This window comes from Natronobeatus ordinarius, from assembly GCF_024362485.1.
Classification (GTDB): Archaea; Halobacteriota; Halobacteria; order Halobacteriales; family Natrialbaceae; genus Natronobeatus; species Natronobeatus ordinarius.
The window spans coordinates 3,345,483-3,360,690 of record NZ_CP101456.1 but is presented as its reverse complement, the minus strand read 5'-3'; the positions used below and the strand labels follow the sequence as shown (position 1 = coordinate 3,360,690).

Below are 15,208 nucleotides of genomic sequence, written 5' to 3'. Positions count from 1 at the left end.
TTACATTCGTTGTATTGAGCTGTTGCTACTCTACTGTTGGGTTGTCGCTACTGTGGATCGATATACAACCCAGCAAGGATAACTCCGCCCGGTCCTGCTGCGAAAGAGGCTGGATAGAACGTAATCTTCACTCCACAGCCTTGGTTGTTTTCCGTGAGGAGGTACGCTCCGACCACCAACAGCGCAGCGAACAATGCGACCAACGCAGAGGCTTTCACACCAACGATGCTACCCGCGGCTATCCCGGCCAAAGTACCGGCAGTAATTCCAGTGGCGCCCATCCTGTTGCGAATTCTCCGCGTGAGCGTATCGTCCATCCAAAGTATTTCCCTCACGCCGCCCTTCCATGTGATTTCGGTCTCGAAGTCGTTCTGCCCACACATCGTGGAGGTGTCCGACTCGTCAACGGTGTCCGAATCTTCCTCAAGGGCGTCCATCGTTTCGTCAGTTGGCTCAATGTACGCTTCGCCATCTTCCTCGTATATTTCTACCTCACCGTTGTCTGCAGCCTGGTTGAACGCTTGGACGGCCTGTTGAATCGCTGCTTCGTTAACTTCGACGTATTCCCCGTTGCCGATCGACCGTCGGTCCGCATCGGGCGATTCAGAGAGCGTCGACACTGAATCCGTGCCGGTGTAATTGAGCTGTCCATCCTCGACGACGAGATCCACTTCGTCCGACTCCCCCTCGTCCTCACCTGCTGTGCCAGTCCCACTCAAGACTGCACCGCCGGCGATCGCGAGGGTCGAACCAATGATACTTCGTCGAGTGATTGATCGTCCCTTACTACATTGTTTGGGGTTGTTAGGTCCAAGTATAGTTTTAGCATATAGTGGTAGACATAAATAAATTTCTATCGGTAAGGGGATTTGACAACAACCAAAAGGGCTTTGCGAGAGTTATTAGTAGGGGACAGGCCTTCATAGGAATCTAGTTAACCGAATCGGCTGATTTCGGCTGTCTGAAAGACAGCAGTAGCGTCCAGAGAGAGCCCTATTCTGGAACGCGCACAAACAGATTCGGGATCATCTGGCTCCCAGACCACCAAGTAGAACGCCGAACTCCTGGTGTCGAGTTCGCAGTATCGCCCAACGATGTACGCAACAGCTTCGGCCTCGACTTCGCGTTTCGACCGCTTGGTATCGTCGTCGACATCGTCGGGTTCGTACTCGAAGAACTGATCGACGAACCGCTCCAGATCGGGGTTCCGGAATTCGTTGTCGAGCATCCCGACGGGGAGGCTGAGGTTCTGATATTGCTCCTCTTGATATCCACAGTCCTCGCGAAAGCCTGGAAGAAAGCCGAGACCCAACGTATCGGCCACGAACGGAGCTCGATGAAGGAACGTCACGTGATCTGCCTGTCTGGCGACAGCGATTTCGCTAGCCGTGCTGGTGTTTGCACTCAGACCATCCGTCTATCAGCGGTCAAGGCAGAGTACCACGGGTCACCTGACCCGTGGGTGAATGCCGACAAATCACTACACTTACAACGATTCACGTCAATTTATTGACGATGCAAGATGCAGGACTGACCCAGACGCTTTCTTTTGGATTAACCATCCAAACGGGTAGTCCTGACAACTTGTACGAAGGGTGTCTCGAAGCCCGACGAGTTCGCAACGAAGTCAACCGCCTCGACCGTGAGGGATGGGACTGGGACGACATCCACGACACCGTAGTGGATAACGCCAACCTCGTGAAAAACACGACTCAACTCCTCGTCCAGAAAGCACTGGGTGAGATAGAGACGTACCACGACCACAAAGACAACGAGTGGGGCCGACCGTTTCCCTACATTGACGAGACGTATCCAATGCGGATGAATCACAACGAAGGATACGCCCTCACTGTAGATGATTCGGGAGATGTTCGCTTCAGAGTCAGTTACAAACCGTACAACCACGTCAAAGGCGTACTTCGCGGTAGTCCCAACCACCTCGAACGAGTCAAGAACGCTCTTAACTCTGACTCGTGGAGAGTGGGCGTAGCTGAACTCGTGTATAAACACGACGAATGGCGATTACACGTCACAGTCACCCACAAGACACGCACCGTAGCGTCTCCAGACTACGCAGAGACAGTAGTTGGTGTGGACATTAACGAGGACTGCGTGGCACTCACCGCGCTGAATAGAGCTACTGGTGACGTACTCGATTCAGTCGTCATCGAGTACCCCGACATCAAACGAGTTCGCCACGAGTTTTTCACCAAACGGAAGCGGATGCAGAAAGTCGGACAATCCGCGTTCGAGAACGTGGTCCAAACCGAAGAACAAGACTTCGTTCACGACCAACTCCATAAAGTATCGCGCGACGTAACACGATGGGTTTCACAATTCAACGAACCGGTAATCGTCTTTGAAGACCTCAAAGACATGCGAGACTCAATCGATTACGGCACGCGAATGAACCGGCGCTTGCACTCCTTGCCGTTCGCCGCACTCCGAGATATGGTGACGTACAAAGCCGCTTGGGGTGGAATCCCCTCAGACGATGTTGACCCGGCGTACACGAGTCAACGCTGTCCGCGAACGGAATGCTTGCACACCGAGCGAGCGAATCGGCGTTGGAAGCGGTTCAAATGTATGGAGTGCGACTTCCAAGACCACGCTGACCGGAAAGCAGCGGTTTGTGTGGCGCAAGAATGGTTCCACGAGCAGAATGAGAATGTGCCGTCTCTCGAAACCCTTCCAAGTGTTCGGAAGGTGAGACGGACGGCATCGGGCCTGTGTGAAGAGGCCGACTCTCACGGAGCAGTTTTCGCTTCGGGTGTTTACCGACACGGAAAGTCGGCGCGAGACTCGCAGAGTCAAGCGCGAGAGGAATTAAAGACCGTTGCCCCGACTACAGGGTAGACACGGACGCCACGGGTCACCCGACCCGTGGTACTTCACAGCAAAGCGAAGAATCGCATGACAGCGGCGGCTTATCTGGACAGATTTTCGAAAGGAATGAGGAGGGTTCAGCTGTGCACACAGAACCCTCCTCACGTCATATTAAACGTCGTCTCACAAACCTCCTTCCCTCTGAAGCGCTAGAAGACCACGCCGATGCTGTCGGCGTGGTCAAGCGCGAGGGGAAGCTTCAGATACCACTGCTTGTCTGGTCGTTTGCGTTCGGCTTCGCCGTGAGTGATCAGCGAAACAGCTGACCCCCTCGATCGGTGGCGATTCGATACTCGAGCGAAACACGGCTGAACGAGCCCTGAAATGGGAGCAAAACATATGCAGCCCACTCTTTCGCCAGTACTGGCCGTTCCGCTGCGAGCAGTGTGTCCCTCGTTTCAGTTGTTGCTCTAGTTTCAACTGCCGGGTACGAGTCGCTGCGTTCGCGATCCACATCGATAATTCGGCCGCTGTAGCCCATCCCTACTCGCCACAGTGGCTGACCCGTCGTTGAGCATCGCTCGAAGGTATGACTACAGTCTGGTCTGTAGCCATATATATCAAAGTGCTAATATTTGTCCGGCGCTATCGACCGTTCGTATGACATCCGACGGGCCGGTGCGAATCCTACTCGCACGTCACGGACAGACCGAACACAACAGACTGGGGATCGCACAGGGGCAAACCGACGTTCCACTCGAGCAGCAGGGACTCACACAGGCACGGGCACTCCGGAATCGACTCACAGACGAGCGGATCGACGCGATCTACTCGAGCGATCTCGCGCGGGCGTACCGGACGGCGACGACCGTTGCTGACGGTCACGAGCTGGCGGTGACTCCCGTCTCGGCGTTCAGAGAACGAAGCTTCGGCGCGTTCGAAGGCGAGCCGAAGCACGCGCTTCGGGAGGCCGCTGTGGCCGCCGGAGAACGCTACAGCGAGTGGCGACCGCCGGAGGGAGAAACCGCGGCCGACGTCGCCGGTCGCGCGTTCCCTGCGCTCGAGGCGATCGTTCGCGACGCGTCGGGTGAGACGATTCTCGTCGTCGCCCACGGGGGCGTGAACCGGGCGCTCGTCTGCTCGATTCTCGCCGGCGACTGTACGAACGCCTCGGTGCTGAGCCAGGAGAACACCTGTCTGAACGAGCTTCGCTACGACGGCGGGTGGTCGATCCGGCGACTCAACGACGTCGCCCACCTCGAGCGCATCGAATCACTCGAGTGACCGGGGCACCCGGCGGTTACCGGGTGAGCCGGTTGACCGCGGCGCCGTCGGTGTCGGCCGACTCCGACTCCGGAGCCACCGACGGCTCGTCCGGTTGCGTCGGTGGTTCTTCGCCGCGGTAGATCCGTGCTTTCGCCGCCGCGTCGAGCGCCTCGGGCGGGCCGTCGAACACCAGCCGCCCGTCTGAGAGGCCGACGATCCGGTCGGCGTACTCGAGGGCGAGGTCGACCTCGTGGATGTTGATGAGCACCGGGACGTCGTACTGCCTCGAGATCTGTGAGAGCAATGCCATCACGGCGTGGGACGTCTCGGGGTCGAGGCTACTGGTCGGTTCGTCGACCAGCAGGATCTTCGGTCGCTGCAAGATTGCCCGTGCGATACCGACGCGCTGGCGCTGCCCGCCGCTCAGCGCGTCGGCGCGTTTGTTCTCGTAGCCGGCCAGCCCGACGTGCTCGAGCGTTTCGTAGGCGTGTTCGATGTCTTCGGACGGGAATCGGCGACGGAACGCCCGCCAGTCGCTGACGTAGCCGAGCCGGCCCGAGAGCACGTTCTCCATTACGGTGAGCCGTTCGACGAGCGCGTACTCCTGGAAGACCATGCCGACGTCGCGTCGGGCCTTCCGCAGCTCCGTCCCCGACAGTCCCGTCAGTTCGGTCCCGTCGAGCCACACCTCTCCGCCCGTCGGTTCGGTGAGGCGGTTGATACACCGGATGAACGTGCTCTTTCCCGCGCCGCTCGAGCCGATCATCGCGGTGACGTCGCGTCCCTGTAGTTCGAGCGACACGCCGTCGAGGGCTCTGTCGCCGGTCGGATACACCTTTTCGAGGTCGATTACGTTCAACATAGTTGTTCAGTGTGGTTACATCGCCCGCTTTCTGAGGACCGCCGAGAGCAGTTCGCTCGCGACGACGACGCCGAGGATGGCGAGCAGGACCGTGAGCGCCGCGCTCCAGCGAAACGAGTTGACGGCGCTCATCAGTTCGACGCCGATTCCGCCCCCGCCGACGAAGCCGATCACCGTCGAGGCGCGGACGTTGATGTCCCACCGGTAGGTGGTGATGCCGACGAAGCCGGGTTTCACCTGTGGCACGATGCCGTAGACGATCGCGGCAACGGTGCCCCCGCCGGTCGCGACGATCGCCTCGACCTGGCTCATGTCGATCTCCTCGATCTCTTCGGCGAGGAGCTTCCCGATGAAGCCGACCGATCGCACGCCGAGGGCGATCACCCCTGCGATCGCGCCCGGGCCCAGCAGTACGACCAGTACGAGCACCCAGACGATGACGTTGACCGAGCGCGTGGTCGCGATGATGAACTTCCCGAGGGCGAGAAACAGCCGATTCGGGGTCGTGTTCTCCGCTGCGATGTACGCTACCGGCAGCGAGAGGACGACGGCGAGCATCGTCCCGAGAATCGAGACGTGGATCGACTGGAGCAGCGGCCCGACGATCTCGACGGACGTCCCGGCGTCCGGGGGGTACATCCGCGTGAAGAGGTCCATCATCTCCGCCCCCGCCGTTCCGACGTAGGTGAAGTTCATCTCGAGGCCGCGCCAGGAGACAGCGACGATCGCGAGGACCAGCAGCGCCGTGGCGAGGCGAACGAGGCGCTCGCGCGCGTCGAACCGGCGCCACGTCGTCGGCTCCTCGAGCCGTTCGAGTTCGGTCGTGAGCCCCCGGTTCGACCCTTCCTGGACGCGCTTTCTGACGACGGCGCTCACCAGCTCCCCGAGCAGGACGAGCGCGACGATCACGAGGATGATCGCGAGGCTGAAGTCGTAGTCGTAGCGCTGGAACGAGTTGAGCAGCGTGAGTCCGATGCCGCCCGCGCCGACGATGCCGACGATGGTGCTCGAGCGGAGGTTGACGTCCCAGCGGTAGATCGTCAGGGCGATCATGCGCGGGATCACCTGCGGGAGCACCCCGTAGAGCAGGACGAGCGGCTTGCTGGCGCCCGTCGCCTGAACGGCCTGGACCTGCGTGTGATCGATGTCCTCGAGGTCCTCGGCGAGGAGTTTCGCGTAGAAGCCGATGGTGGCGAACGAGAGCGTGATGACGCCCGCGAGCGGGCCGAAGCCGACGGCCTTCACGACGACGATCGCGACGATGAGGCTGTGAAAGGCGCGCGAGACCGAGACGATCGCCCGGCCGACGTAGTAGACCGGCCGCGGCGCCAGGTTCTCGGCGGCCATCAGTGCGATCGGGATGCTGATCAGCACGCCGACCGCCGTCGCCACGACCGCCATCGCGAGCGTCTCGATCGTGTCGGTGACGATGATCTCGCGTTTGTCGGGGCCGAAGTCCGGGGGGTACATGCTCGAGACGAGATTCACGGTGTTCTCGAGACCGGCGAACATTCGCGCCGGACTGAACCGGATCTCCCAGAGACTCCAGAGGAGAAACAGCGCGACGATTCCGTAGACGAGCCACGTCCTGGTTCGGCTGCCGAACGCCGTCGGCGGCTCCCAGGTTCGTGGCGTCGTCCGCCGCTCGGTGCCGCCGTCTGTCCGTGCGGACGGCGGCTCTGTGGGTGGAACAGACATGAAGAGTGAAGTGAGCCGGTCGGCGAGCCTACAGGTCACCGACGTCGTACTCGATCCCGTTCGCCTCGTGAATCTGGAGGACGACGTCGTGGTGGGTCGCGTAATCGAACTCGAGGAAGCCGGTGCTTCCCATCTCTTCTTCGATGAGCGTTCCGCTGTAGTCGTAGTCGAAGTGTGCGCGTTTGATCCCCTCGACGAGGTCGGGGTGGAGGTTGTGGTGGTAGGAGGTCGGGTTGGACATGAACGGCTGGCTCGCCCAGACGACCTTGAGCTCGTCCGGATCGAACGCGCCGGCTCGCACCGATCGGCCGTAGGAACTGCTCGCGATCGGCGCCGCGTCGTAGTCGCCCATCTCGACGCCGCGGGCGCTGTTCTCGTGGCTTCCGGAGAACTCCATCTCGTAGTCCTCGCCGGGCACGATCCCCTCGTTCGAGAAGAGCGCCATCGGGGCGAGGTGGCCGGAGTTCGAGGTGTCGTGTGCGTGGGCGACCGTCTTCCCCTCGAGATCCGCCAGGCTGTCGATCTCGTCGTTGTCGGGTCGGGTCGCGACCCAGAGCCGGTAGCCGTAGAGGCCGTTCTCGTGGATCATCGCGAACGGCACGCCGCCGCCGATGTTGACCATGTACGGGGTCGTCCCGGCGGTGGTGCTCCCGACGTGGAGCCGGTCAGAGCGCATGGTCTCGACCTGGGCCGCGGCGCTGTCGAGCAGGACGAACTCGACGTCCCGGCCGGTCTCTTCTTCCATGTTCTCCATGAGCGGCTCCATCGCGTCGATGTAGATCGTCTCCGCGTCCTCGCCCTGCCCGTAGCCGAACTGGATCACGTCGGGGTCGAGCCAGTCGTCCTCGTCGTCGGAGCGCTCCAGGGGAGCGTTCCCGTACCGCGGCTCGTCACGGGGCTCCATCTGCTCGAGCGCGTCCGGGCTGCCGAAGTCGAACTCGTGGTCGAAGAGCGTCGACGCCAGCTGCGGAAGCGTCCGCTCGAAATCGTTCGGATCGAACGCGTCGAAGCCGGTCGAGCCGTTGCCCCCGTCACCCGAGCTACCGCTTCCCGATCCCCCGTTCCCGCTCGAGTCGTCTTCGGTGCCGCTGAGACAGCCTGCCAGCCCGAGGCTGACGAGTGCTGCGCCGGTCGTCTGCAGTACGGTGCGCCGAGAGTGATGCGTTACCATCATCTGAGAAAGAGGACTTCAAGGTGAAGAAGGGTACTATTTCTGATATGTTCGAGTCCGTGTCGGTTTGGTGGTTACCGCCCTCCTCCGTTGGGCTATCGTCCTCACGGAACGCTATGGAGCGATCCGTAGCCCTGCCCCGTTCTCCGTGTTATGGCCCGCCGGCCCGCTCGCCGGTGGGCAGTGACCCCCGATAATATATAGGGCCTCACACCTGAATTCGCGTATGCGAGTCGCCATCCTGGGCTGTGGCTACGTCGGTCTCGAACTGGGCCGACAGCTGCTCGAGGCGGGCCACGAACCGATCGGCGTTCGCCGCTCACGGGCGGGCCTCGAGGCGATCGAGGCCAGCGGGTTCGAGGGCGTTCGCGCGGACGTCACCGAACCGTCGAGCCTCGAGGCGGTTCCTGGCGCCGACGCGGTCGTCTTCGCCGCGAGCAGCGGCGGCCGCGAGGCCGAGCGAGCCCGTGAGGTGTACGTCGACGGCCTCGAGACGGCCATCGAGGCGTTCGGAACGCGCGAGGAGCCGCCCGAGCGGCTGGTGTACACCTCTTCGACGGGCGTCTACGGCGACCACGGCGGCGACTGGGTCGACGAGGAGACGCCGCTCGAGCCGGCCACGGAAAAAGCCGAGGTGCTGGCTGAAGCCGAGCGCGTCGCCCTCGAGGCGCCGCCCGAGTACGGCTTCGAAGGGACTGTCGCCCGGTTCGCGGGGCTGTACGGCCCCGACCGGTACCGCCTCGAGCGCTACCTCGAGGGACCGGTGACGGAGGGCTACCTGAACATGGTTCACCGCGACGACGCCGCCGGGTCGGTCAGCTACCTGCTCGAGGAGGACCTCGCGCGCGGCGCCGAGGTACTGGTGGTCGACGACGAGCCGGTCTCCCGGTGGACGTTCGCCGACTGGCTGGCTGATGAGTGCGGGGTCGAACGGCCGCCGAAGGTGACGCAGGAGGAACGGCTCGCAGCGGGAGGGCTGTCGGAGGCCGCTCGCCGCCGGCTGACGACGAGCAAGCGGTGTTCGAACGCGTTTCTTCGGGAACTCGGCTACGAGTTCGCGTATCCGACCTACCGTGACGGCTATCGCGAGGCGGTCGATGCGGCCCGCCGCGAACTGGACGAATCGGGTGCCGATGGGGTCGAATGAGGGAGAAAGTTCTTAGTTACTCACTTTGAGTGTGGACTATGAGCTATCGGGAGGTCCGTGTAGCCGCCAACGGGCCGGTGATCGACGACCCGCTGATCGTCGACGGGGCGATCGAGGCGGTTCAGGGGGCCGATCCGCTCGTCCTCTCGTTGCTGGTGCTCGGTGGGATCGCCGTCTTCCTCGGGCTGTGGTGGGCCGTTCGCTGGTTTCGCCGACCGCCAGGTGTGCGGTTGCAACGCGTCCTCGAGAAGTACGATGAGGTGACGATCCTGATGCATCCGAACCCCGACCCGGACGCGATGGCGACGGCGATGGGCGTCGCCCACATCGCGAGCGAGATCGGAACCGACGCGACGCTCCAGTACGCCGGCGAGATCCGCCACCAGGAAAACCGGGCGTTCCGGACGGTGCTCGAACTCGAGGCCGAGTCGATCGAGACGACGGAGGAGCTCGCCGCCGACACGGTCGTCCTCGTCGATCACAACACGCCGCGCGGATTCACGGGCGCGCAGTCGATCGAGCCGGTCGTCGTCGTCGACCACCATCCCGGAAACGGCCAGGGAACGGCGTTCACGGACGTGCGAACCGACTACGGCGCGGCGTCGACGATCGTCGTCGAGTACCTCGAGAAACTCGGGGTGACGATGGAGGAGGAGCCCTCGGGCGAGGGACTGACGATCCCGGACGAGCTGGCGACAGGGCTGCTCTACGGCATTCTCTCCGATACGAATCACTTGACCAAGGGCTGTTCGGCGGCAGACTTCGAGGCTGCAGCGTTCCTCTTTCCGGGAATCGACGAGGATCTGCTCGACCGGATCGCGAACCCGCAGGTCTCCGACGACGTCCTCCAGATCAAAGCCGACGCGATCCAGCACAAGCGCATCGAGGGCTCGTTCGCGATCTGTGACGTCGGGGAGATCAGCAACGTCGACGCGATTCCACAGGCCGCCGACGAACTGATGCACTTAGAGGGGGTGACTGCCGTGGTCGTCTACGGCGAGAACGACGGGACGCTTCACCTCTCCGGCCGATCACGAGACGACCGAGTCCACATGGGTGAAACGCTCAGCCACGCCGTCAGTGACATCCCGATGGCGAACGCGGGCGGCCACGCGCGGATGGGCGGCGGACAGCTCTCGATCGACCACATGCGCGGGATCGGTCCCTCGGAGGGAATTAGCAAAGAGCAGTTCGAGCAGCGGCTCTTCTCGGCGCTGGCCGGCGAGCGCTAGGCCGACTCTCTTTCGTGTGCGAACGCGAGGCGGTGGTGCGGGGACTTTCTCGACGGAAGCCGTGAACTGCGGTCCGTTCGACCGCTCGAGCCTGTTACGGTACACTCGAGCCTGCGGCGGTGCGTTCGGCACTGTCGCCGTCGCGTCGCTTTCCGGGATGAGTCGTCAGCGAGTGATCAACGGATCTCTTTCCACTCTTTCCCGGTGTCGGGACAGTACCGGATCGTCGTGATCGAGTCGGGATCGTTTTTCGTCTTCAGCGGCTTTCCACTTTCGACGCAGACGAGCCTGTCGTAGGTGTCTTTCTCGAGTTCGCCTTCGCGGAGCGCCTTTCGAACTGATTTCATGTGCTCGTCTACATCACTAGAGAGCAAAAAGGTCGGGGCTCCGTGAACGTCACTCGAGCCGATAGTAGTCGGCTCGATTCTCACGGTGGGACTGCCCGAGACAACCGGACGTCTCTCAGGTCGCGTCCACCTGCTACCGGAGCTCTTTCCACTCCATGCCGCAGTCCGGACAGATCCGAAGCGTCGTGATCTCGTCCGGATCGTTCTCCGTTTTCAGCGGCTTGTCACACTCCGCACAGCAGACTCGCTGGTAGGTGTCCTTGACGAGTTCGCCCTTCCGAAGTGCCTTCCGGACTGATTTCATGATCACGTCGTACGAAGCTAGAGGAGAAAAAGGTCTGGGTTCGTTGACTGTCAGCACAGCTGAACGACTGGTGATCGGTTCGATGCGTTAAAATCGATCCCTGCCAGAGCCAGTCCATGAACCAGACGGCGGCCAGGCGGACGACCGGTCGAACCGCCGTCTTCGGGTCGCTGTGTGTGATGGTCTTTCTCGTCAACCTTGGGCGGGTGATCTACGCGCCGTTGCTCGAGCCGTTCCGGACGACGTTCGACGCGAGCGCGGGTGCGGTCGGGTTGCTCGCCACCCTCGCCTGGATCGGCAGCGCGTCGCTGCGATTTCCGACTGGTTACCTCCTGACGAAGTTTCCGCGTCACTGGATCGTCCTCACGACGGGACTCGTCCTCGCGGGCTCGTCGGCGTTCGCCGCCACCGCACAGACGCTCGAGGCGCTCTACGTCGGCGCGTTTCTCATGGGCGTCGCCAGCGGAATGTACTACGTCTCGGCGAGTCCGCTCGTCAGCGAACTGTTCCCGATGCGAGTCGGGCGGGCGATCGGCATCCACGGCACCGCGAGCCAGGTCGCGGCGGTGGTCGCGCCGCTGATGGTGGGGGCGTACTTCCTCGTGGAGTGGCCGATTTCGGCCTGGCGCGTCGTCTTCCTCACGATCTCGGTCGCAGCGTTGCTCTCGTCGGCCGCGTTGTTCCTCTCCTCGCGGCGGGCGACGATGCCGACGGCGGGGCGGGGTGATCGACAGCTGCTCGAGGCATTGCGTCGCCAGTGGCCGCTGATCGCGACAGGGGTCCTCATCGTCGGCTTCACGGGCCTCGTCTGGAACGGCCTGTTCAACTTCTACGTCACCTACCTCGTCGAGACGAAGGGGTTCAGCGAGGGGCTCGCGCGGACGGTCCTGACGGTGCTGTTCGCCGCGGGCGTCCCGGCCTTTTTCGTCGCCGGCTGGCTCGCCGATCGCGTGGCGTTCGCACCCCTCCTGTTCTCGATCCTCGGCAGCTTCGTCGCCTGCCTGCTCGTCCTGACGTACGTCGAGTCACTCGCCGCCGTCGTCGTCGTCTCGCTGCTCATCGGCTACGTCATCCACAGCCTCTTTCCGACGGTCGACACCTACCTGCTCGCGTCGTTGCCCGACGAAAACCGCGCGAGCGCCTACACCTTCTTCAGCGGGACGATGATGCCGATCCAGGCGACCGGCAGCGCGATCGTCGGCGGTCTCGTCGACGTCGGCATCGGCTTCGACGCCGTCTTCCAGGCGTTCGCCGTCGGCCTCGTCGCCATCCTCCTCGTTCTCGTGGGGCTCTCGCGGCTCGGGCGGCTTCCGGCCGGCGTGAACGGCTGATCGCGTCGGCGTTCGACCGGCGGCTGCCGACGTCGCCCGCCGGCGGACCGGTTCGCCGGAGCCGTGGTCGTTTTACCCGTCCGGCCGAAGGACCGACTGATGGAGTACGTCCAGGAGCGGCTCACGACGCTCCACGACCTGTCCGACTCGACGCCGACCGCCGAGGATGCGTCGACGAGCGACGCCGCCGTCGTCGTCCCGATGACCGACCGCGAACACGGGAGCCTCGCGGCCGAGCGCGTCCTCACCGAACTCGAGCGGGCCGACCCCGCCGACGTCTTCGTCCCCGTCCGCGCCGCGCCCGGACGGATCGAGCCGTTTCGCGAGTGGCTCGAGTCCTTCTCGCTCTCCGCCAGCGTCCTCTGGTGTAACGCCCCCGGCGTCGAGGACCTCTTGGTCGAGGCGGGACTCGCGAACGGCTTCGGGAAGGGCCACGACGTCTGGCTCGCGTTCGGGCCGGCCGCTGACGCCTGCGATCAGATCGTCGTCCACGACGCCGACGCCCGCAGCTACGCGGCCGACCACGTTGCCCGCCTGCTCGCACCGCTCGAGCAGGGATTCGCGTTCTCGAAGGGGTACTACGCCCGCGTCGAGAACGGCCGCCTCTACGGCCGGCTCTTCCGGCTGTTCTACGCCCCCCTCCTCCGCACGCTGTCGGACGCCCACGACGAGGCGATCGTCGACTACCTCGCGTCGTTCCGGTACGCGCTGGCGGGGGAGTTCGCCGCCACGGCCGACCTCGTCCGAGAGCTTCGCCCGCCTCGCTCGTGGGGGCTCGAGGTCGCTACCCTGGGCGACGCCTTCGATCACGCCGGGTTTTCGGGAACCGCACAGGTCGATCTCGGCCGCCACGAACACGACCACCGCGCGGTCGCCGGAGAGACCGGCCTCGAGGGGATGAGCCGCGAGGTGGCTGGCGCCCTGCTACGGACGCTCGAGGAACGCGGCGTCGACCCCGACTACGGGACGCTTCCCGATCGCTACCGTGAGGCGGGGCGGCGGCTCGTCGACCAGTACCGGGCCGACGCGGCGTTCAACGGCCTCGCGTACGACGCCGCGGCCGAACGCGAGCAGGTCGACCGCTACGCCGCCTCGCTCGAGCCGCCGGGCCCCGACCGACGGCTCCCGCCGTGGACGGACGCGCCGTTTTCGCCCGAGGCGGTCGTGGCGGCGGCGACGCCCTGGGTCGACGGCTGACCGACCCGTTCGACGCTCGCCTTTCAGAACAGCCGGTTTCGCATCCGCCCGGGTGCGCCGTCGACGAAGGCGTCGTAATTCTCGCAGAAGACGTCGGCGGTCCGCCGGGCCAGCATCGGTGAGGAGCCGGCGTTGTGCGGCGTGACGATGACGTTCGAGAGCTCCCACAGCGTCGAGTCGGCCGGTAACGGCTCGGTCTCGAAGACGTCGAGAGCAGCGCCCCGGATGGCGCGCTGCTGGAGCGCCTCGACCAGCGCGTCCTCGTCGACGACCGGTCCGCGGGCCACGTTGATCAGAACGGCGTCGTCGTTCATCACGCCGAGTTCCTCGCGGCCGATCAGGCCCTCGGTCTCGTCGGTCAACGGGCAGGCGAGCAGGACGTACTTCGACTCGAGGAGTACGTCCGTGAGCCCGTCCGGTCCGTACACTCGATCGACCGCGTCGAGGTCGACGTCGGGGTCTCGCTTGGTGGCGACGACGTCCATCCCAACGGCGGCGGCGATCTCCGCGACCCGGGTGCCGATCGCCCCGAGGCCGACGATCCCGAGCGTTTTCCCGGCCAGCTCGCCGCCGGTGAACCGTTCCCAGACGCCCCGCTCCTTGCGCTCGAACGCCGTATCGAGGCGACGTTCGAACGCGAGCAGGTATCCCAGCACCTGCTCGGCGATCGGCTGAGCGTGGACGCCCGCCGCGTTCGTGAGCACGATCTCGCGCTCGCGGAGCTGCTCGAGCGGCAACTGGTCGACGCCGGCGCTCAGCGCCTGCACCCACCGCAGCGAGGTCGCCCGCTCGAGCGTCGACGGCTCGAGGTACGACGTCAGCGCGATATCGGCGTCCGGGAGGAGCTCGGCCGTCTCCGTCGCCGTCCGTGAAACGACGACATCGACGTCCGGGTTCGCCTCCACGATCGCTGCTCGAAGTTCGGCTGCGCTCATCCAGTGGGTTCCGTAGGCGGAGTGGTGGACCACGGCCCGTGGCGTCTCGTCCATGTACACGTTTCGCACGACGCTCGAGGGAGACTTAAACCAGGTTGGAGCACCTCGGCTCCAGCACCTGGCCACTCCTCGAGGAGCGCTTTCGCACGTCGGTAGATCGATGTCCCGAGCCAGTCCGAGTCTCCGCCATTCGCGCGAGACGAGTCCGTGCGTCCGGCCGCTCGAGCACGTCACGCTCGAGGCGCGCCCGGCGGTCAGTGGTCAGGGCGAATGCGGGATCGAGTTCGCGCTCCACCGCAACGCGGCTCGCTTCGCCGGAAGCGATCACCGACGATCGACACTGCTCGCCCGCCACCTCGAGATCGAAGCGCTCGGCGCACAAGACTAATCTGACCGCCCTGCGTTGTCAACCGCATGAACGCGACCGCCGACGAACTCGCCGGCGTGGTCGACCTCTTCGGCGGGTTGACCCGCGACGAACTCGAGCGCGCCCTCGAGGAGGTCGCCTTTCGGGCCGACGGTGGGTCGGTCGACGAGGACCTCGAGGAAACGATCGAGGGCGCGCTCGAGTCGTTCGCGCTCGTGTGTTACGAGTTGCCGACAGCCGAGGAGAGGGCGTTGCTGGTCGTCGGCCCGACGGCGTTCCCCACGGTGCCCGAGCACGCGACGGACCTCCCGCACATCCTCGACCTCGAGCCACGGCGACTCGACCGCGAGGCCCTCGGAGAACAGGCCCACGAGCGGTTCGTCCGGGCGGTCGACGACGCGCTCGCAGACGGCGACGACGACCGGCTGGCCGACCTCCTCGACGTCAGCTACGACCTCGAGGCGTGGGCCCCGATCGACTGTACGACCGATCGCGAGCGACTCGACGGAGGACTCGAGTGAGCCG

General features: G+C 64.1%; 16 protein-coding genes and 2 pseudogenes. 9 read left to right on the top strand and 9 right to left on the bottom strand.

The features are described from left to right. Positions 1-47 precede the first annotated feature (47 nt). Together NMQ09_RS17080 and NMQ09_RS21090 are read right to left on the bottom strand one after the other, a co-directional pair. A complete protein-coding gene (locus NMQ09_RS17080) occupies positions 48-719 on the bottom strand; it encodes a hypothetical protein (protein WP_255191786.1) in 672 nt (223 codons plus the stop codon). 215 nt (positions 720-934) lie between these two features. After that, the gene (locus NMQ09_RS21090; RefSeq protein ID WP_345781302.1) at positions 935-1,408 is read right to left on the bottom strand and encodes a DUF6610 family protein; all 474 of its coding nucleotides are present in this window, start codon (positions 1,406-1,408) and stop codon (positions 935-937) included. 107 nt (positions 1,409-1,515) lie between these two features. On the opposite strand from NMQ09_RS21090, the gene NMQ09_RS17065 reads away from it, so the two are divergent. The 3 genes and pseudogenes from NMQ09_RS17065 to NMQ09_RS17055 all read left to right on the top strand — a co-directional run bounded on the left by NMQ09_RS17065 (position 1,516) and on the right by NMQ09_RS17055 (position 4,110). After that, positions 1,516-2,856: an RNA-guided endonuclease TnpB family protein gene (locus tag NMQ09_RS17065; protein WP_255191785.1), complete on the top strand. Its 1,341-nt coding sequence runs from the start codon at positions 1,516-1,518 to the stop codon at positions 2,854-2,856. A gap of 113 nt (positions 2,857-2,969) precedes the next feature. Further along, positions 2,970-3,143: pseudogene (locus NMQ09_RS17060) on the top strand (IS4 family transposase); the annotation flags it as partial. Positions 3,144-3,486: 343 nt separating this feature from the next. Then, the gene (locus NMQ09_RS17055) at positions 3,487-4,110 is read left to right on the top strand and encodes a histidine phosphatase family protein (RefSeq protein ID WP_255191784.1); all 624 of its coding nucleotides are present in this window, start codon (positions 3,487-3,489) and stop codon (positions 4,108-4,110) included. A 16-nt stretch (positions 4,111-4,126) separates the two neighbouring features. Here the strand turns inward: NMQ09_RS17055 and phnC are convergent, their stop codons facing one another. From phnC to phnD, 4 genes and pseudogenes are all read right to left on the bottom strand, one after another. Next, positions 4,127-4,954: a phosphonate ABC transporter ATP-binding protein gene (gene phnC, locus NMQ09_RS17050; RefSeq protein ID WP_255191783.1), complete on the bottom strand. Its 828-nt coding sequence runs from the start codon at positions 4,952-4,954 to the stop codon at positions 4,127-4,129. A 15-nt stretch (positions 4,955-4,969) separates the two neighbouring features. Then, positions 4,970-5,830 (bottom strand): phosphonate ABC transporter, permease protein PhnE, encoded by an 861-nt coding sequence (gene phnE / locus NMQ09_RS21085; RefSeq protein ID WP_425607271.1) that lies wholly within the window; start codon positions 5,828-5,830, stop codon positions 4,970-4,972. Next, positions 5,816-6,652: pseudogene (gene phnE / locus NMQ09_RS21080) on the bottom strand (phosphonate ABC transporter, permease protein PhnE); the annotation flags it as partial. The pseudogene phnE (NMQ09_RS21080) and the gene phnE (NMQ09_RS21085), both read right to left, overlap by 15 nt. Before the next feature lie 28 nt (positions 6,653-6,680). Continuing rightward, on the bottom strand, positions 6,681-7,823 hold the full coding sequence (gene phnD, locus NMQ09_RS17040; RefSeq protein ID WP_255191781.1) for a phosphate/phosphite/phosphonate ABC transporter substrate-binding protein: 1,143 nt from the start codon (positions 7,821-7,823) through the stop codon (positions 6,681-6,683). 226 nt (positions 7,824-8,049) lie between these two features. Here phnD and NMQ09_RS17035 point away from each other — a divergent pair, with 226 nt between their 5' ends. Beyond that, positions 8,050-8,970 carry an SDR family oxidoreductase gene (locus NMQ09_RS17035; protein WP_255191780.1) on the top strand — a complete coding sequence of 307 codons (921 nt, stop codon included), beginning with the start codon at positions 8,050-8,052 and terminating at the stop codon, positions 8,968-8,970. Positions 8,971-9,008: 38 nt separating this feature from the next. Further along, entirely contained in the window at positions 9,009-10,202 is a 1,194-nt protein-coding gene (locus tag NMQ09_RS17030) for a DHH family phosphoesterase (RefSeq protein WP_255191779.1), read from the top strand. A gap of 176 nt (positions 10,203-10,378) precedes the next feature. On the opposite strand, the gene NMQ09_RS17025 is transcribed toward NMQ09_RS17030, so the two are convergent. Further along, positions 10,379-10,549, bottom strand: coding sequence for an HVO_0758 family zinc finger protein (locus NMQ09_RS17025; RefSeq protein ID WP_255191778.1), 171 nt, complete (start codon positions 10,547-10,549; stop codon positions 10,379-10,381). A gap of 133 nt (positions 10,550-10,682) precedes the next feature. Then, a complete protein-coding gene (locus tag NMQ09_RS17020; RefSeq protein ID WP_255191777.1) occupies positions 10,683-10,853 on the bottom strand; it encodes an HVO_0758 family zinc finger protein in 171 nt (56 codons plus the stop codon). A gap of 116 nt (positions 10,854-10,969) precedes the next feature. On the opposite strand from NMQ09_RS17020, the gene NMQ09_RS17015 reads away from it, so the two are divergent. Continuing rightward, positions 10,970-12,184: an MFS transporter gene (locus NMQ09_RS17015; RefSeq protein ID WP_255191776.1), complete on the top strand. Its 1,215-nt coding sequence runs from the start codon at positions 10,970-10,972 to the stop codon at positions 12,182-12,184. 99 nt (positions 12,185-12,283) lie between these two features. Continuing rightward, the gene (locus tag NMQ09_RS17010; protein WP_255191775.1) at positions 12,284-13,381 is read left to right on the top strand and encodes a glycosyltransferase family protein; all 1,098 of its coding nucleotides are present in this window, start codon (positions 12,284-12,286) and stop codon (positions 13,379-13,381) included. A gap of 23 nt (positions 13,382-13,404) precedes the next feature. On the opposite strand, the gene NMQ09_RS17005 is transcribed toward NMQ09_RS17010, so the two are convergent. Continuing rightward, positions 13,405-14,370 (bottom strand): D-2-hydroxyacid dehydrogenase, encoded by a 966-nt coding sequence (locus NMQ09_RS17005; protein ID WP_255191774.1) that lies wholly within the window; start codon positions 14,368-14,370, stop codon positions 13,405-13,407. A 106-nt stretch (positions 14,371-14,476) separates the two neighbouring features. Between NMQ09_RS17005 and NMQ09_RS17000 the strand changes: the two genes are divergently transcribed. Together NMQ09_RS17000 and NMQ09_RS16995 are read left to right on the top strand one after the other, a co-directional pair. Beyond that, a complete protein-coding gene (locus NMQ09_RS17000; protein ID WP_255191773.1) occupies positions 14,477-14,704 on the top strand; it encodes a hypothetical protein in 228 nt (75 codons plus the stop codon). Between the two features lie 26 nt (positions 14,705-14,730). After that, positions 14,731-15,204 carry a DUF7109 family protein gene (locus tag NMQ09_RS16995; protein ID WP_255191772.1) on the top strand — a complete coding sequence of 158 codons (474 nt, stop codon included), beginning with the start codon at positions 14,731-14,733 and terminating at the stop codon, positions 15,202-15,204. Positions 15,205-15,208 lie beyond the last annotated feature (4 nt).